18 protein-coding genes are annotated in these 16,529 nt (G+C 43.0%); 11 read left to right on the forward strand and 7 right to left on the reverse strand.

Annotated features, from left to right (window positions below; all coding sequences use genetic code 11):
• Positions 1-25 precede the first annotated feature (25 nt).
• From QWZ05_RS07875 to QWZ05_RS07890, 4 genes are all read left to right on the forward strand, one after another.
• Positions 26-589, forward strand: a complete 564-nt coding sequence (locus QWZ05_RS07875; RefSeq protein WP_290297744.1) for a type IV pilin protein — start codon at positions 26-28, stop codon at positions 587-589.
• 19 nt (positions 590-608) lie between these two features.
• Positions 609-2,114, forward strand: a complete 1,506-nt coding sequence (locus tag QWZ05_RS07880; RefSeq protein ID WP_290297746.1) for a hypothetical protein — start codon at positions 609-611, stop codon at positions 2,112-2,114.
• Between the two features lie 61 nt (positions 2,115-2,175).
• Entirely contained in the window at positions 2,176-2,511 is a 336-nt protein-coding gene (locus QWZ05_RS07885) for an outer membrane protein assembly factor BamE (RefSeq protein ID WP_290297749.1), read from the forward strand.
• A 26-nt stretch (positions 2,512-2,537) separates the two neighbouring features.
• Positions 2,538-3,011: a hypothetical protein gene (locus QWZ05_RS07890; protein WP_290297751.1), complete on the forward strand. Its 474-nt coding sequence runs from the start codon at positions 2,538-2,540 to the stop codon at positions 3,009-3,011.
• Here QWZ05_RS07890 and QWZ05_RS07895 read toward each other — a convergent pair.
• The 5 genes from QWZ05_RS07895 to QWZ05_RS07915 are packed head-to-tail and all read right to left on the reverse strand — an operon-like array spanning position 2,997 to position 8,393.
• Complete coding sequence (locus tag QWZ05_RS07895; RefSeq protein WP_290297753.1) at positions 2,997-3,692, reverse strand: hypothetical protein; 696 nt, start codon at positions 3,690-3,692, stop codon at positions 2,997-2,999. The two genes, QWZ05_RS07890 and QWZ05_RS07895, sit on opposite strands and share 15 nt — an antisense overlap.
• On the reverse strand, positions 3,692-6,358 hold the full coding sequence (locus QWZ05_RS07900) for a hypothetical protein (protein ID WP_290297754.1): 2,667 nt from the start codon (positions 6,356-6,358) through the stop codon (positions 3,692-3,694). The genes QWZ05_RS07895 and QWZ05_RS07900 overlap by 1 nt, the downstream gene beginning before the upstream one ends.
• Before the next feature lies 1 nt (position 6,359).
• A complete protein-coding gene (locus QWZ05_RS07905) occupies positions 6,360-6,998 on the reverse strand; it encodes a hypothetical protein (RefSeq protein WP_290297756.1) in 639 nt (212 codons plus the stop codon).
• A gap of 1 nt (position 6,999) precedes the next feature.
• Complete coding sequence (locus QWZ05_RS07910) at positions 7,000-8,100, reverse strand: hypothetical protein (RefSeq protein ID WP_290297757.1); 1,101 nt, start codon at positions 8,098-8,100, stop codon at positions 7,000-7,002.
• Positions 8,097-8,393 carry a hypothetical protein gene (locus QWZ05_RS07915; RefSeq protein ID WP_290297759.1) on the reverse strand — a complete coding sequence of 99 codons (297 nt, stop codon included), beginning with the start codon at positions 8,391-8,393 and terminating at the stop codon, positions 8,097-8,099. The genes QWZ05_RS07910 and QWZ05_RS07915 overlap by 4 nt, the downstream gene beginning before the upstream one ends.
• Before the next feature lie 60 nt (positions 8,394-8,453).
• Between QWZ05_RS07915 and QWZ05_RS07920 the strand changes: the two genes are divergently transcribed.
• The 3 genes from QWZ05_RS07920 to QWZ05_RS07930 are packed head-to-tail and all read left to right on the forward strand — an operon-like array spanning position 8,454 to position 11,120.
• Positions 8,454-8,900, forward strand: coding sequence for a hypothetical protein (locus QWZ05_RS07920; protein WP_290297762.1), 447 nt, complete (start codon positions 8,454-8,456; stop codon positions 8,898-8,900).
• Positions 8,897-9,913, forward strand: a complete 1,017-nt coding sequence (locus tag QWZ05_RS07925) for a hypothetical protein (protein ID WP_290297764.1) — start codon at positions 8,897-8,899, stop codon at positions 9,911-9,913. Before QWZ05_RS07920 ends, QWZ05_RS07925 begins: the two co-directional genes overlap by 4 nt.
• Complete coding sequence (locus QWZ05_RS07930) at positions 9,861-11,120, forward strand: toprim domain-containing protein (RefSeq protein WP_290297766.1); 1,260 nt, start codon at positions 9,861-9,863, stop codon at positions 11,118-11,120. The genes QWZ05_RS07925 and QWZ05_RS07930 overlap by 53 nt, the downstream gene beginning before the upstream one ends.
• Before the next feature lie 17 nt (positions 11,121-11,137).
• Here the strand turns inward: QWZ05_RS07930 and QWZ05_RS07935 are convergent, their stop codons facing one another.
• Positions 11,138-12,253, reverse strand: coding sequence for a thioredoxin domain-containing protein (locus tag QWZ05_RS07935; protein WP_290297767.1), 1,116 nt, complete (start codon positions 12,251-12,253; stop codon positions 11,138-11,140).
• Between the two features lie 8 nt (positions 12,254-12,261).
• Positions 12,262-12,768, reverse strand: coding sequence for a hypothetical protein (locus QWZ05_RS07940; protein ID WP_290297769.1), 507 nt, complete (start codon positions 12,766-12,768; stop codon positions 12,262-12,264).
• A gap of 77 nt (positions 12,769-12,845) precedes the next feature.
• Here QWZ05_RS07940 and QWZ05_RS07945 point away from each other — a divergent pair, with 77 nt between their 5' ends.
• The 4 genes from QWZ05_RS07945 to QWZ05_RS07960 are packed head-to-tail and all read left to right on the forward strand — an operon-like array spanning position 12,846 to position 16,522.
• Positions 12,846-13,424, forward strand: coding sequence for a hypothetical protein (locus tag QWZ05_RS07945; RefSeq protein ID WP_290297770.1), 579 nt, complete (start codon positions 12,846-12,848; stop codon positions 13,422-13,424).
• Positions 13,402-14,403 carry a hypothetical protein gene (locus tag QWZ05_RS07950; protein ID WP_290297772.1) on the forward strand — a complete coding sequence of 334 codons (1,002 nt, stop codon included), beginning with the start codon at positions 13,402-13,404 and terminating at the stop codon, positions 14,401-14,403. Before QWZ05_RS07945 ends, QWZ05_RS07950 begins: the two co-directional genes overlap by 23 nt.
• Positions 14,404-14,407: 4 nt before the next feature.
• Positions 14,408-15,157 carry a hypothetical protein gene (locus QWZ05_RS07955; RefSeq protein WP_290297773.1) on the forward strand — a complete coding sequence of 250 codons (750 nt, stop codon included), beginning with the start codon at positions 14,408-14,410 and terminating at the stop codon, positions 15,155-15,157.
• Positions 15,158-15,166: 9 nt separating this feature from the next.
• Positions 15,167-16,522, forward strand: a complete 1,356-nt coding sequence (locus QWZ05_RS07960; RefSeq protein ID WP_290297775.1) for a hypothetical protein — start codon at positions 15,167-15,169, stop codon at positions 16,520-16,522.
• Positions 16,523-16,529: the final 7 nt, after the last annotated feature.

Genomic DNA, 16,529 nt, shown 5'->3' on the forward strand with positions numbered 1-16,529 from the left:
CAAACGTAAATAAGGTAATTGATATATGAAACGTATGAGTAATTTACAATCTCGCAAAAAGCAGAAAGGTATTGGTCTTATCGGTGTTGTCTTAGCCGTTATCATTGTGGGCATCATATCTGCGGTTGCTGTAAACCAATACAACCAACAAGAAGCCGCGACAAACCGTGACAACTTGCGCATGGAGCTATTACGATTCTTCGGTACGATGAAGGAAAATAAACGCGCCTACGGATCATACGCTGGTACAACAAACCAGTCGGTCTATCAAAGTGCCAAACTCATCAGTGATATGTACAAGTCCACTACAGCAAACCAATTCATTACTCCATATACCGATGATGGACTTGATTTTGCACCTGTAAGCACTGCAACAGATAGAAGCGGCAAATCATTCACATCAGCCAATAATTACATTCAGGTAACGCTTAAAGACGTACCTATCGAAATGTGTGCGGATACAGTGGATGACTACATAGACGCAGTGGTGCAGGTTAATGTTGGTGGCACTCGAATCGATGGTATAGCTGCCCGTGATACAGCTTGCGCATCAGGCACGAAAGTCAACGTTGTTCTGACTAATCTGTAATTCTGTAGTAGGTGTAACTATGCGTGAAATGAAAAAACAAAGTGGATTCATGCTCATTCAAGCGACTCTGGCACTGATATTAGCGTCAATGCTTTTCTCTGCTTGGGTCAGACAGCGTACCCACGACATTGATCAAGAAACGTATAGCCTAGAAGCGAAGCGTATGGCAGAAATCGTTCATGCTGTGGTGCGCTATCAATCCTCTGGGGGAGACTCATCATCAGGTCTCCTTGCACCTACGGATCAACATAATGTGAGTGGACAGCCCTTTCGCAATGGGACGACTCACGTTGGATTGAACTGGCTAAAAGAAACTACTTGCTCTGGGGCAACCTCTGCCCCTTTTGAACTGCTTCCATGTACGAAAGCTGACACACCGTTAGTCGGTGATGCATCTCAATATCGCTTTACAATAGCTAACGATGGCACGCTGATCACCACCACTTTCTCGGTTGTGAATTCATCAAATACATCACAAGGTATCGTGATTAACGGCAACCTAGCCCCTGACGTTGCAGGGACACTTTCAGCTAAAGCTGAACCCCTAATCACATTTTCGAGTTCGGGTGGCGTGAATACCAACTTTATTCCGAACCAAGCAACTGCGATGCCGATTGTTGACATATCCATTGATAATGAACACTTACCTTACTTAACCCCAACAGGGAGCGTTCCTGTGGTCGGAGACCTACGCTTTAAAGATGGCGCTGGTATCGTATTTGAAGATCTGGCTGACATCTCGGGGGTGGATGAAATATTCGCGAATCGTTTTGTTGATAGAGGGAACACCTCAAAATACATTGATGCTGCTGGTACAAGTAAGTTGACCAACGTTGACCTAACGACCATTAACGGTACAACTGCCAACATGACAAATGTGAACGCCTCCAACAAAGTGAAAGGTTCAGTGCTTGAGGGTACGACAGGTAATATTACAACCGTTAATTCAACCACTACCAATACAACGGACATGACTGCTACCAACGCTAAAATTACCAATGCGGAAGTTCAGTTTATCAAGCAGACCTCTTCAACCTTACAAAACCAATTTCTCGGTGAGGTACGGGTCGGTAGCAGCTCACAGAACACAACAATTGGTAAAGGTCATATATTCACTACGGGTAATATCTACGATCAAAATAACAACAACTACATGATAGACCTGTCTGGAACATCTCGTGTACATGATTTAGCCATTGGCAACGCGAAAGATGCGCTACTTAGTGACCGTCTTCCAAACTTTATCCATATCGGTGTGAAAGTCGTACGAGCAAACGACCTGATACCCCAACCGAGCTGCGGTACAACGGGTACAGCCCGTTTAATTCTAACCCCTCAACAATGGACAACGTATTTTCTTGATCAAGGCAATATCAACATCAACAACAACTTGAATTACCTAAGTGCTACCGTTTCAGGGTCAAACTGGCGCGTAAACATCAAAACGCATCGGGTTAGCGACCAAGCTATTATCAACGATCCCAACGGTGTCGCTCTTGCTCAAATCTACTGTTATTACCCATAAAGCTTGAACTTACAGAAATCATGACATATATTTATAGAGTCAGTTAAACAAAGGTAACACCATGAAATCATTTTTAAAAAAAACCTGTACGATTGCCATAACTCTATTTGTTGTTGGTTGCTCCGCTACCCAACATGGCAGTCCCATTAATTTCACAAAACTTGAGCGTTTGTCTTTAGGACTATCAACTCAAGATACAGTAAAAGAAACGTTTGGATACCCACAGACTATTGAGTATCCCGACACCCGAACAATTTATAAGTACCGTTTTTATCAAAAGAAATATGCAAATGTCACAAAACAAGGTGTAGATTTTGTGTTTAATGATAAGCAACGGTTAATAGACATTACCATCAACGATGCAAGTGACTTCGGAGAGCCAAATCAACCTCAATAGTGGTTTGTCTCCCGACAAGGGGGAATATGCGCCTTATTAATAACAATACGACTCGTTATGCAGTAGCGTTCACCTTTGTGTTCGCTACCCTGCTCTATACAGGTATCGTTCGTAGAACGTTCTACCTCTTACCCATCGCAGCAACAAAACTCTTCACTGGCTCTATAGGGCGACTCATCGTGCTAGTCGGTATTTTCAATGCGGTTCTATACACTCGATACATTGAACTACCTGTTACATTGTTTCTAGACAGATTGAGCCACCTAATGACCTACTCTGATGTCACAGGCTCTCTATATGAAGTGATTGAAGGAATTTCGAGAGAGGCGATACCACAAAGCTATGAGGCTCTAAAAATCACCTGTGTGAACTTTTGGCATAAAGAGCTTTTTTTCTTTATTCCTATGTTTGAATACTGGCTGCTAGGCTTCATGTTTTTGGGTATCCTTATCATGTCCATTACCTTTGATTGGATACGAAACCGCTTAGTACATGTATAGGAGCGGCAACCATGCCCTTAAATCCCCTTCCTTAAGGGCATGAACAAACCTACCTCGTGAAGTAAACTCATCATTGATCACCGCGAAAGCGTGATAACAATAGTTCAGGTACAAAAGAGCGCAGACAGCAAAAGCAAAAAGATTAGTCATAAATCTCAGCCACAACCCCCCACTGACATTAGCGCTAAACAGTAAGTCAGTCCCACTATCTAAGAAACCAAAGAACCCAAATGCCAAGAATGCAATGACTATGTACAGGCTGAGCGCAAGGTTGCGCACGTTTCGGTTAAACACCTGCTCATCCACACCAAGACTTTCCACCAGCGTATAGCGTATCGGTAATTTCTCATCTTCGAGGAACGCAAGCTTGTTTACCTCTGCGTTCCCGTAGACCATGAACTTAAAGTCATGAGCGATCTGATTGAGAAAGACTTGCTGATAAGTGCTATTGGTCTTTAGCTGACCGACTGTACAATCTGCACTGACCTTAAAGTGATGATAGACAACCTTCCGAATAACACTAGGAGAACGAACTTCCTCCACTTTAACGACATCATCTTTCTGCCCCTCATTATAGGGAGCAATATCATGCTTTTCTGAATAGTCGGAAGGAGCATAGCTTTGTGGCAAGCTGTGGGCTTTTACCGTTGGTAAGGTGTAATCATCATTACTATTGGACATTATGCATTAGTCTCCGAATGTTCACTTTTTTTAGTCTTTGGATCTTTTGCATCACTGGCGCTTGGTTGAGAGCCTGTATTCTTTTTCTTGCTATTGTTCTCAAATGCCCCTTTCAGCTCATCCATCTTTTGCGACAAACCTGTGATCCCATTTTGGGCAGCCGCATAGTCCTCGGCATTAGAGCCGAATGCTCCACCCGTGATAATTGAGCTGAACCAATTGCCTACTACGTCAACAAGCATTGAGATAGTCCTAAACGTGTAGAGACAAATATAAAATGCGACAAATGCATAACCTACAAAGAAAATGATTGTGGAGAGAACATTGTCTAGGACGCCAGCACTAGACAGTTTATTTACGAAGGTCGTTAGCCATACAACATTTAAGATTGAAAGCCCGACATAGCCGAGTGTCAGACTCATCCAAAACCCAATCACAATTAGCGATTGCCTTAGAAAGATACCAAACAACAAGCTCAAGATTCGCTCCGTATCAGGTGCGAACATACCATCCCCCTTGGGAGCAGCCATGAGGATAGCGGTCAAAGGTATAGCCGCTTGAGCAGAGTACAATGTAAAGAACACCCCTATTAAAATGAACACCCAACCAACCGAAGGTATAAGCGGAATTCCGTACATGGCAATTAAACTGGTCAGAGTTAGCGCCCAATACATCTGGCTTAAGGCTGAAATTAGGTCGTTGCCCATTAGGATAATGGTACGAGCAAAAGTTTCGGGTATGAGCATCAAGATGGATGACGCACCACCTGTCCACACGTTCATACCGAGAACTCGACCTTCTTGGTTGAGCTTTAATGATTGAAAGAAAGCTTCTAAAACTCGACTTGCCATACGCATTGAATATGCCAAATCGCGAGTGTTTTCCCCCATTTGATTAAGAAGTGCGTAAGGAGAGGTTGTTCCGTGCAAATCCAACATGATGCTATTTTCGGTAGCTGAAAGCATTGAACGGTTATCACTAACCGAACCTAGTAAAACACCTGACTCCCCAAAATTTAACCAATTGCCAGCTCCCCAAATTGACTCAACCACCCAAATAGTCGCTTTTGTAAAAAAAGCGAGATCTTGTTTGGATTGAGGCGTTGGTACAAAGTACGATGCCCACATACCCGTATCAACTGGATAAGTTTTGCCGTTGACTGAAATTGTGTCTGGTAAAGAGTCCGTGACTTGTCCCTTTGTGCTTGAGTGAGCCAAGATAACATCAAAGCCTTTAAGGACATGACCAGCCGATTCACAACTGGGTTCGTTCTTGTCTAGCCGTTTATTGATAGCACTACCTATCGAACCGAAGAAACCTGCTTTTTGACAAAGCTGTACATCGGATATGTCATTGGTCTTGACCGTAATCCCGTTAATGTGTCGTTCCACACCATAAAGAATATCCGAGATCCCTTGAAAAATTGCCCAATATGAACCTGCAGACACCCAACCATTGAGGTACTTATCGTAAATCATATTAGAAAAACTAGATGTTGATGAACCATCGGTAGTACCACTGAATGTGGACAACATAGACTCAGAAGCCAGCTCACCCTCGGCTTTTTCAAAATAGGACTGTCTGAGAGTGAGGTAATTAAGAGCATCCGTAGCGCGAGCTATTTCGTTTTGTAGAACTTTATCACCATACCCATTTTGCAGAGCACCTATGTTCAGCACCTTATCTGGTTCGATGGCATTATCACCCTTTTGGTCAGCTACCGTATCTCGCAAATCTTTATAACTGAGTGCAGAGAACGCCCTGTAATAACGATCAGCAAACTGCTCGAAATTTCTGAGTTCGACCATATATCTATTAACAGCAGCGTTAATGTTTTCTGCTTTTAGTTTGGTTAATCCCAAGAAAAGGTTGTTAGAAATGGTATCTAATACCGAACCCTCGTCACTTGAAGCAGTCGCTAAGTAATCAAGCGCAACAGAGCCACACGCTGCAGCTTTACCACCAAAATAAATCTCCTGAGTGAAATAATAGTCAGAGTGACTTTCCATCGCCTCTACATCAGAAAGTGAGTCAACACCTCGCAAACCTCGCTTCATACTTCCCTTTGTGGGATCAACTTGAAAAAGCTCGTTGATATAAAAGCGATTCTGACCAGCGTCTTTCCCCACTGTCTGATAATAAAATTCATTACAAACGAAAACAAAAGCCAATGAGCGCGATTTACCATACGTGTTTCTAATATTGTGGTTAGAAGAGATGTTGTATTGAAGCGCCCCAGAACCACTTAGTTGCCATAGCGTATCCGCTACTGCTCCCCCCCAAATAGACGTGTAAGCTACTCCCACCTGTCCATTACCAATATGGACGTTGTGCTCAGCAAGTTTACTCACACCATACGTGGTCGGCATAATAACTAGCAAACCAAGAGAGACTCGCAGAACGGTAAACGGTGATTGACCTGCTAGGATGTTTGCGGTTGCCGCTCCGCTAAAGATACCTTTGCCTCCAATGAAGACAATCATGCACATCAGCCCGAAGATAGCGACTATATTCATTGCGGCTATGAGCAACATCAAGGTTGAAACAGGATGGGTTATAGCGACATCTGCCCCTGTTAACGCATAGACCCATTGCCCAAGACCTAGTGAATACCAATGCATTATTGAAGGGTTAACAAAATTATCTAATATCGAGGTTTCATCCATTTTAGCTACCCCCAGTGAACATTAACCAAGTCTCAGTAGGACGCATTAAGAGTGTGCCCATGATGATTTGCATACAGCAAGCCATAAACCCTTTCTGCGGTTGCCCAGAGCCTCCACCCAATTTTGAAAACGACACCCACCCCATCGTGTAACAAATAGTGCCGAGCATCGCTATAACTGCGGTGAAAAACTCAAAGAACGTTTTGTTGACAGCATGTTCAGTCCAAGAGCCAGAATTGTAGATGCCTAACTCATAGTGAATACAACCAACGGAATCACCTGCGCTACAGCTAATTGAGCGCAGAACATCTACTGAGTAAGGTTCAAAAGATTGGAACAGTAACGTGTTACTGACTATGGCTTGACCAAGCCCGAAACTCGTTAGGAAAACGCTTGCAACTACTTTGGCTGCGATTTCTTGTAGAGAGACATCAGCCATTTGCATCGACATCATCGAATAGTTCCCCGTCAGTGATCTGACACGGTAAATCGACATGATAGCGGTAAACATTAGCACCACACCGATAGCTAATGCGAGTCTTTCCACCAGCCAATATAAGGCGGGTATTTCAGAGGTTAATACATAATTAAGTACGTCCTCTAATTTCGATCCAGTACCTACAACCTCTGATTCTTCCATGCTATTGACTCATGACTTTTAATTGAAGAGCAGCAAGCGCATTAGTAGAATTAACGGCTTCCAGTTGAAGGAAATTCAAACGAAGTGAGAGGGCTTCCATTTCACCTAGCATTCTGATGACCTGCTCACTTGAGGTCATCTTACTGTCTGTATCAGCCATCCTGTTCCAGTCATGTTTTTGAGCAGGGGTTAGCTGCTCCCAATTGGTAGGTAGTCCATCCTTATCATTGGTGTTCGACAGTAGTTTTATAAATTGCTCGCTGTTGTAGTAATTAACTTGCTCTTCCAACATTGCCATTTGGCTTGCGCTACCGTCAGGTTGTGGTTGATTCATCCTTTTGATTCTACTCAGTGCGCCATTGGGTATCGACCGTAAAACATGCCCCCTCGCCCATGTACTGACCTCTAAAGAGCCACTAACAGAATTCGGGTCTAACATGTCACCATTAGCTAATCTTGGTAGGTCGTCAGGCTCTTCCACACCCAAAAGGAGAGATAAAGCCAAGTCATGCTCATCTGCATTTTCTGGTGTCATTGGAGCGTCTGAAAGTCCAAGTAACTTAGAGCCATCGAGGACATTTAATAATTTACTGCCATCTTTGTCCTTTACGGCATTGTTAATCTCAGAAGCTATTTCATTTCTACGGTTCTGAACTCGATCACAGTTAAGCCCACTACCTCCTGTACCACAATCGGTTATTTGAGATTGATTGTTTTCAAAGAGGGCTTCGGTGAGTGGGTTTTCACATGTCGAGGTCATGCTATTTAAATAACCCTTTACTCGCTTGAAGGATTCACAAGCTGACGGTGAAGCAGAATACCGCTCTTCGGAAGCAGCATTTTGAGTTGTTGAAATCGCACTGGTTGTAGCCGAGATATTAGCACTTTGCATATATTCTTGGCGCATCATCTCGTAAAGTGAAATAGCTTTGTCTTGAGTCATCGTAGCTAAATACATGCTCTTTTCTTCAAGCCAAATTGCGGCTGTTTTTGCCATTTCTTGTAAGTGCAATGCATTACCAGTTGGGTCGGTGCATACCACCGCAAAGGCAGGGGAGCTACTTAGCGTGAACACGAGTAACGTGAGTGGTTTTAGCCTCATAGTTCTATGTCCTGATCGAGTGCGTTCGCTAACTCATTATCATCGAGTCGTTTAGTGTGCTGAACCTCAAGGTCTTTAAAGTCATAAACTGGTTGGTTTGCATTCGTCACCAAAGAGACCAACTCTTTAGCCTCACCCTCAGTGGTTGGACTATGAAAATCTGTAATTTTTTTCAAAAAGTCATCAAATGAGAGAGCAGTATCAGGGTTATGTTTTGCCATAGAGTTGATAGCCAATACGTCAACGTCACGCTGTAACGCACCGATGGCAATCACTGAACTTGAGAATTTCATATTGTAAACTTCCGTGCTAATATGCATTTGAATATTATAAATCAAATGACAAAAACTACAATGACAGATTCTCAAGCTCAGCCAACACTTACCGACTACAAGGTATTTAAAGATCGTTATCTATCACAATTTAGCCAAGAGACTTTAGAGTACCTTGGAACACTAGAAACGAAAGAGCCTTGGGCTATCTATGTACAAATGGAACGCATAGTTGAGACATTTAATATGCTACCAGCCATTTGCAACAATCCGTTGGAGGAAAGGGACTTAGAACTGATCTCTAAACTCATTCGTCTAGTCGCCTACCTACCCTTTCGTGAGTCGATGACCGCTCTGGCATGGCTAGGATTCGAGAACGAAGAATACGGTTACGCCATCTATCGTATTGCCTATGACTGCTATAACGATAACAGCGCAGAATATGCAAATGCACACATCATCATCGAACGTACAAAAGTGATGGCTAGGATAGCCATGCTGCATCAGATCATGGGAGTAAAGGCATGACACGAACCCTCACCCTTTCGTTATCAAGTATTGCGCTAGCTTTAGTAACATCAGGTTTTTCTACAAAACCGAATGCGGCGGAAACATGGACGCTGGAATTATCACAAAGTTGCGATTCATTTACTCTAGAACTCCCCTTACCTGCATTAGATGCCTCATGCGATCTCGACACACGCTCAGGCAACCCGAGTAATTGGTTCAATCCATTTGAAACCTGCTCTCTCGATTTTGACATGATTGGTCTACCTACAATGGGCGATATTGCGGCTGGGATTGCAGGTCAAGTATGTGACTTGGTAAAAGATGTGAAAAGCCAAACAATCGATAAAGTATTGGATGAAATCAATGCCACCATTCCAGATGACATTTTTGATGACATCACGGGCGAGCTAGACCTCAATGGTTCATCAGGTTCATCAGGTGGAACAGACACCAGTTGGCGTGATAATGACGTGGCGCAACCCGACCAAGACAATCAGACATGCTACACCTCGGATGTCAATGGAAGCACCATCACAGTACCTTGTGATATTGCGCAAAGCGATCCTAACAATGCCAATGCCTGTTATTTTAAATCAACCAGTTATTCAAATCCGTTCACCTCTACAGAATGCTCACGTTACACACAAGAGAGCGAAATATGCATTGCTGACTGGGTTAGAAACAATGAGACAGGACAGTTAGAACCCCAGCTATCGCAATGTACTACCGCCTTAAGGCAAACCAACGCAGAAGCTTGTTCAACATCTTCTGGTGGCATTTCGTATTGTCGAGACCTGAACCAAGAGCCATCTCAAATGCAGCGTTTATGCTCTATCGCGAACGAATACGGGTCAACTACTGGCTCTTGCTATCAAATTGACAAGACATGTTACGGTCATTTCAATGGTGTTTTTCAAGCTGCATCATGCTCGCTATTTCATGACAACTATTTCAACCAACAAGCACAAGGCAGTTATGATGATTTCTGGTCGAACATCCGTACTACTGACAGAAAGTACAGTCACGGCTAATGTAGTTTGTCGTCTGACTGGACTAGAGACATTTTCAACCCGAGGGCATATCTATGATTTTGCCTTAGAGGACAACATAGTGTCTCTTAAGCCAAAGTCTATTCCTTTGCTTGAGCGCTTACGACTGTTTAACCGTAGTGACTTACATATCTTGATTGCGACAGATAGTGACCAACAAGGCGAACTTATTGCTGCACACGTTAAGGCACTAACGCCAAAGGCAACCCATCAGCGCGTTCATATTAGGTCGCTGACCTCCGAAGACATTTATACAGCCATAGATAGACCTACTGGTTTTTCTGAAAAACTGGCAACGGAAGCAGCATACCTAAGAGTTCTAAACCTACGACTAAAAGAACAATCCAAAGGAGGTAGTTTTCTAACGACTACAGGGCTTACTCTGTCAAAAAGTCTTCTTGAGCGTGGCACTTCTAGAGAGTGGACAAATCACACTGTAAACGTGGGCGGTAAAGAGCTATACACCAAACTTCCACCAGCGATGAACACCATTCATCCAATCAAAGTCAATAAGATCCAACCATGCAACACGAGAGCTATCGCAACTGCTGCTGTGTTTAGTAACATACCCAATGTTCACGAGCAGCTTCAAAACGCTTATGAAAACCAAGAATTGTCATACGTTCGCACCGACTCAACGACATTACCTCTTTCAAACTCACTGTATTCTGGGCATACAGGAACAGATGAACTGAATGATGCTCACTACGCTCTTCACAATTTGACACCGTACGACAGCGATCTAACAAGGCTTGTTTACAAAATTAATGAGTCAGCTTGTACAGACAATCTTCATGCAGTTGAGCTTGAATCGGGGTTTGGTGCGACAATAGCAATCGATGAGCCTTTACCAGACCATAGGATAACCCCCGAACAAGACATAATGCTTCATCTAGCCACCGACCCTGACACTTTTCCTTCGGTCATTACTAGTCATACACCCAAATACCGTCAATTTCTATACAATGGGGAAAGCCTCAATCATAAATTAATGGACAGTTTGTTACTTGAGGGGAAGCGTGTAATGCCTGATTTAATCGAGCATGGCGTTAAACGAACCATTGAGCTTTTGGCGATTGAAACGCCACAGATGCAAGTTCAAATGAGAGAAGCTATTGAAGCCGAACAACTGGCATTAAAAAAGCCTGTAAAAACAGGCTTTGCACTGGACATGATAAATCCAATGTAGGTGGCACGTTATCCAGACTAAATGGCTTTCTGGATTAAATCACTAACCGACAAGTAGCCTCGGTGAACTTTGCCGTTACTAAACACATGAAGCGGAGTAGCGCGTGAGGTAAAGAGATCCCCATAGAGCTTTTGTCGGTGAGCGGTAATTACACACTCTGAATTAAAGTCAGTATTAGCAACAGAAGGAAGCTCATTGGACAGATAATGTCTTGGCTGTCCCATCAAGGTGTCAAAGAGTTCTGCACGTTCTGAGTTGTCATCAGTGGAACACATAACCGAGAGCATGTTTTTGCCCATCGTTGTGTAATCACCATAGGAAATCTGACCGTTCGCATTGATGCGTTCTCTATAATAATCTCTTCCGTATGGATACACCTTAACGGATATTCCTTTGGCTAACAGTGTTTCTATTTGCTGATGCTCCTTCAAACAATAACTGCACGTATAGTCACTAAAAATGGTGACGGATGCCTTTTCATTCGGAGCTTCATACTTAATGAACTCGGTGGAAGGTAGGTTGGGAACAACCGCCCCTGCAAATACTTGTCCACATTGGATACGAGTATTGGCGTCAAATTCCGTTTGAAACATATCGTACAAACTAGATAGTTCGGAATGCTTTTGAATGTTCTGCAGACACGACTGCTCTAAGCTTACCTGCTCTTGTGTGTACCCCATAACAACCACATCAGAAGTCGGTGGCGTAGTCAGTTCAGGTAATGATGGTGCTGGACTTAACGATGATTGAGGTGGGGCTACTGGCTTAGGTTTCTTATGAACATCCGAACCACTTAAGAACGAATCTACACCGTCAACTCGTGCTCGCTTGCTAATTTCTTCTTGCCTACGTAGCGCATCGAATTCCTCTTGGATAACTCGACTGACTACTACATTGTCTGCGAGTGAAAGTACGTCACCGTTGATTAATACCGAGCCACTTGCGTCCGTAAATAAAACCTTGTCGTTTAAGTAAACAACAAACAGATCTGAACCCTCAAGCGGTTTAACGAAAACCTCTGCCCCTGTTGACTCTTTGAGACTATGTGTAAGTTCAGTTACATGGTTTGTACTGGCATGGGCAGAAAGGCTAAATGACAGTGCAATTGCGCCTACTATTGAAGTAAATTTCATTGTGATTCCTAAATGTTTGCCGAGTGAATTTTGGTGATAGAAACTGGTGGAATGCTCTCGTCTCGTTCATGAGCATCATTGATACAACAGATGTGTAAAATCGAAGAGCGAATAAGTTCATCGCTATGGCAGGGATGAAGCGGAATAACCATTTTTAGTCGATCTACTTCTAAACTCGAAGTCGATTCTTGACCATAAGAGCGCTTTAATACTTTCTGCTTTTCTACCTCAACATCGAAATAAAGATTCAATACCGAAAGGTCATCTACTACCGAAAATGATTGCCAGTTTATTCGCCCAAATGCCCCCCACAATGCCTTTGGTACTCCAAGGTAAGCATTGATACCATCAACAATGAGACCGATATGCGAAGCAAAATAATTGCTCATTTCCAAACTGTTTTTTTGCAAAACCATATCGTGCTGAAACTCAGTAAAGAGACTCACATCAGGTCTATTAAGTAGTTTGGCATACACGGCTGGTTTGTAGAGTGACGGTTTGCGTACGTTTTCCATGCATCTTATCCATTTGTTTTATAATATTCATACCGCTATACTGTGGATATTATAGACAGAAAACGCAAGTGAAAGCCATGACTATTGAACGTACCTTTAAAAGCTACTTTGAGCGCCTCGCTACACAACGTCACCTAGAGCCTAACAGTCTTGAATACTCAGGTGTTCGCATAATCACCGATGAAGGAAACAACAAATTTGAAAGCAATGTCATGCTTCTCACTCAATACTTTGCATTTACCCTCGGTAAGTACCTAACTTCGGGCGCGGTTGTTGAAAAAAATGGAACACTACTCGTTCTGGACAGTCGCTATCTTACTGAGAATCAAACAGCGGCTCTCAATAAGCATTATCATGGTCATAAGCTTGAAGCCATTTCAAAGCACGAAGAGTCAGTGGTCATTGCTGGCGCTATCGAAACAATCTGCTTTGCTGGACAAGAGTACGTAAACACCCCATTCGATTTAGGCAGTCGTATTGTCAGACTTCGCGAGAATCTTGTTGTGCCAGAGTTTGTACGAGTTGCGTACTCTAGCATTGTGTCACCTAACCGTCAGTCTCTCAATACACCTTTAACCCCTGACCAAAACCCGACTCAGCATGTCACTACGCAGCAAAGCTTGGAAATTACCCATGACCAAAGCCCTACTCCGTAAAATTGCTATCGGTGCTCTTTGCACAATATCACTCAATGCACATGCATGGTTGGTATGGACAATTGTAGATCCTGTACGTGACTACAACTGGGAACTTAAGTCTCTCAGGGATTACCTGATCTTAGCTGAAAAGAAATTAGCCAATATAGACAAAATGATTGGTGAACAGATGCTCAGTCAACTTCAAATGTTGCGAGAGGAATCTAACGAGTCTAGTAGCATCCGAGCAGTAACATCAGCACTGTCAATCACACAAAACCTTGCTGCTGCGTCTCGAAGTGAACCTTCGGCAGTAGAGATAGTGTGCGCTTGGATAGAAGCAGGTAAGACAGCTCAACCGAGCAGTAGTTGCGGTTCAATCGTATGGTATAGAGCGGAATACGAAGTCAAGGCACTAGAAGAGCGTTTTATCGATCCTGAAAAAGCCGATGGTAAGTATTATCGAAATATTTTCGATGAAAGCGTAGATGGAGTAAGCAATGAGAAAGCAATTCTTCAAGTTATCGGAAACGATGTACAAGCATACTCACACGCTGTTAATAACTTTGAACTAATTAGCGAATCAAGCAGTAGCAATTTTGAAAGCGTCTCTAACCTACTCTTTGACTATGGTGTAACCCTACCCGACCCCAACGAAGTATCACGCTTACCTAACGCCTTTAGTGTTGATGAGTACCTACAGTATTTCCACTCCAATACCGCGAAAGCGTTCGTGACTCGATCATTAAGAGACCGTACCGAACACTCAGGCAGTTACGCCAAAGATGCTGCTTTGATTGAATCTGCAACCGAAACGGCTATAGAGCGACTTAATGCTGAGATTGGAGATGTAGAAATGTCTGATCAAGCTTTAAGAGTCTTGGCTACATCCCGAGCACGAAATCTAAAAAATGAATTCAAACTACTGGAACTAAGACATCGAGAGCAAGCGGCTACTGCCCTAGCTCTCAAGAAGCACATGGAATTACAAGGATATTAGGTCTATGAGTGATTCACTAACCAATGATGACTTAAAAAAAGAAATTGAAGAAAAGAAGAAAGAGCTAGATCAGCTCAAAGAGGCGACTCACGAAAAAATGAGGGTTCTGAATAACGTTGACGTTATGTACAAGGGTATCAATATGCAAGATGTCTACGCGCCTGATCCTAACGCCCAAAAGAGTGAACCAACACAACGCCAAACCACCAGCAATATGTCCCCCTTTGCGAGTGCTTTACATGCCTTAGTGAACTCAAAAAACAAACCCCAATCACCTAGGGTAAGCCTTGAAGAAAATGCAATTAAGCTGGCAGAGCGAAAGGCAGCTATGGGCGGTGAGTCCAAAGTTAAAAGCCTTGCCGATAATATCAATCAACAACTAGATAAAGTCATGTCAACCGATACAACAGCCTCAGAAGTTGAAGCCGCCTTTAAGCAGATCCGCACCGATATTGCCCAGATAAATCAAGAAATGGCATTGAACCTCAAAGCTACTCAACACGTCAACGGTGACAATCTCAATCAGGCAATCGATAGCATCAAACAAGATAATTCCTATCTTCAGAAACTAGCTACACGCATTCAAAAGGATGCGCCCTCTTTGAACATACGAAATGACATCCTACCTGATAGCGCAAAAATCGACTTCCATGCCTTTGCTGGAAAAATATCAGACAGTGTGAATAACCTAACATCAACTCTTAAAAACTTTGCTAGCAAGTTGATGCCATCCTCACAAAGCCCAACGACATAGAGGTGAGTCATGGAATACGCATCTGCTCAAAGAACGGTTACTGAAATTAATGAACAATCGATACAAGTGCCGACTGATGACCTCAGTGACTTGATGAGTAACCCGAAATACCAATACTCAGCCATGATGCACAGAATGGTGGTGGGTAAAAGTCATGCGGAAGTGATCAGTACTTTACATCTTCCAGTAGACAAAGATACCGAGCTTAACGCCCTGCTAAAAGCCGATTATGTGTCAGACGAAGATAAGCTACAAATCAACGCAGCACTTCTCAACTTCCCATACCTACACGATACGACTCACTGCTCACTAGAATCAGATCTTTACGGGAACGTGGTGCTATTTGAGTTACTAGAAGATAACTTACTCGCGCTTGTACGAATTAACGAGGCGTTATGTCTTCTAATCGGGTCTCAAAAAGGGCTTGAGTACGTAACTGAAAACAGGTCGAACAAGCACTGTCCTATTAATCAATACTTTTCCTTCCATGACACTTTGCCTAAGTACTTTACAGCGATGGGCAAACACATTCGCGAAATGTTAACCGCTCCCAATGAGAATACAGGTAACAAGATTTTCAACTTAAACAACCAAGGAGTGTTAACAGATTTTTTTGAAAAAGCGGCAAGTGAAGACATGCTGGGTTTTACCGTTCGTATCAACAATCGTACCAACAAAGTGGAATCAGTTAAAAGTCTGTATTCAAGGAACGAAGTCCTGTTGATGCTTAGTGAAAGCCTCACTGACGACAATCTAGCCTACACCTTCAACACGATGGCTCAAGTTTCAGTAAGTGCGAGTGAGCAAGGTCAGCCAATGGTTTACCTACGGGCGAAGAGAAGTCTTGGGGTGGCATATAAAGCATCGCGTGTTGAACTCAATAATCAGATGACTATTCTTGAATTCGAGCTGTTTCCACTGATTGATGACAAGAGTGGTAAAAGTGTACCTTCAATAACCGAATCTAACATCAGCAAATTATTGAGCAGCGTTGATAGTGCCATATCAAAGCGCGAACCTTTGTTGATTTGCACACCTAATGCCCTACCTCCAAAGCTAGTTTATATAACAATTCTCCGCCATATCATGAACCAAGATGAAGTTCATGGCAGTTATGTTTGTAACTACGAACAGACAATGTATCACGGTGATTCATTGCTTTCGTTAGAACTAGATATGCATCACCTTGACAACATATTGAACCTATCGCTCCCGTTCGTATTGACGGGAGAAGTCAGAACAAAAGAGCAGCTCAACTACATTAATGCACTTAATGAAAACCTTGTGCCGTTCATTGCACTAACAAGCACTTCCCCAAAAGCGCTCCCTGCACACATTCAACCATACATATTGCAACTCAACTAGGATGAGG

Source organism: Vibrio agarivorans, from assembly GCF_030409635.1.
GTDB lineage: Bacteria > Pseudomonadota > Gammaproteobacteria > Enterobacterales > Vibrionaceae > Vibrio > Vibrio agarivorans.

Excerpts from the sequence above, each read along its gene's own strand:
- QWZ05_RS07905 (WP_290297756.1), bottom strand. The coding sequence starts at position 6,998 with ATGGAAGAATCAGAGGTTGTAGGTACTGGATCGAAATTAGAGGACGTA.
- QWZ05_RS07950 (WP_290297772.1), top strand. The coding sequence starts at position 13,402 with ATGACCAAAGCCCTACTCCGTAAAATTGCTATCGGTGCTCTTTGCACA.
- QWZ05_RS07930 (WP_290297766.1), top strand. The coding sequence starts at position 9,861 with ATGATTTCTGGTCGAACATCCGTACTACTGACAGAAAGTACAGTCACG.
- QWZ05_RS07945 (WP_290297770.1), top strand. The coding sequence starts at position 12,846 with ATGACTATTGAACGTACCTTTAAAAGCTACTTTGAGCGCCTCGCTACA.
- QWZ05_RS07925 (WP_290297764.1), top strand. The coding sequence starts at position 8,897 with ATGACACGAACCCTCACCCTTTCGTTATCAAGTATTGCGCTAGCTTTA.
- QWZ05_RS07895 (WP_290297753.1), bottom strand. The coding sequence starts at position 3,692 with ATGTCCAATAGTAATGATGATTACACCTTACCAACGGTAAAAGCCCAC.
- QWZ05_RS07935 (WP_290297767.1), bottom strand. The coding sequence starts at position 12,253 with ATGAAATTTACTTCAATAGTAGGCGCAATTGCACTGTCATTTAGCCTT.
- QWZ05_RS07920 (WP_290297762.1), top strand. The coding sequence starts at position 8,454 with ATGACAGATTCTCAAGCTCAGCCAACACTTACCGACTACAAGGTATTT.
- QWZ05_RS07900 (WP_290297754.1), bottom strand. The coding sequence starts at position 6,358 with ATGGATGAAACCTCGATATTAGATAATTTTGTTAACCCTTCAATAATG.
- QWZ05_RS07955 (WP_290297773.1), top strand. The coding sequence starts at position 14,408 with ATGAGTGATTCACTAACCAATGATGACTTAAAAAAAGAAATTGAAGAA.
- QWZ05_RS07875 (WP_290297744.1), top strand. The coding sequence starts at position 26 with ATGAAACGTATGAGTAATTTACAATCTCGCAAAAAGCAGAAAGGTATT.
- QWZ05_RS07940 (WP_290297769.1), bottom strand. The coding sequence starts at position 12,768 with ATGGAAAACGTACGCAAACCGTCACTCTACAAACCAGCCGTGTATGCC.
- QWZ05_RS07910 (WP_290297757.1), bottom strand. The coding sequence starts at position 8,100 with ATGAGGCTAAAACCACTCACGTTACTCGTGTTCACGCTAAGTAGCTCC.
- QWZ05_RS07915 (WP_290297759.1), bottom strand. The coding sequence starts at position 8,393 with ATGAAATTCTCAAGTTCAGTGATTGCCATCGGTGCGTTACAGCGTGAC.
- QWZ05_RS07890 (WP_290297751.1), top strand. The coding sequence starts at position 2,538 with ATGCGCCTTATTAATAACAATACGACTCGTTATGCAGTAGCGTTCACC.
- QWZ05_RS07880 (WP_290297746.1), top strand. The coding sequence starts at position 609 with ATGCGTGAAATGAAAAAACAAAGTGGATTCATGCTCATTCAAGCGACT.
- QWZ05_RS07960 (WP_290297775.1), top strand. The coding sequence starts at position 15,167 with ATGGAATACGCATCTGCTCAAAGAACGGTTACTGAAATTAATGAACAA.
- QWZ05_RS07885 (WP_290297749.1), top strand. The coding sequence starts at position 2,176 with ATGAAATCATTTTTAAAAAAAACCTGTACGATTGCCATAACTCTATTT.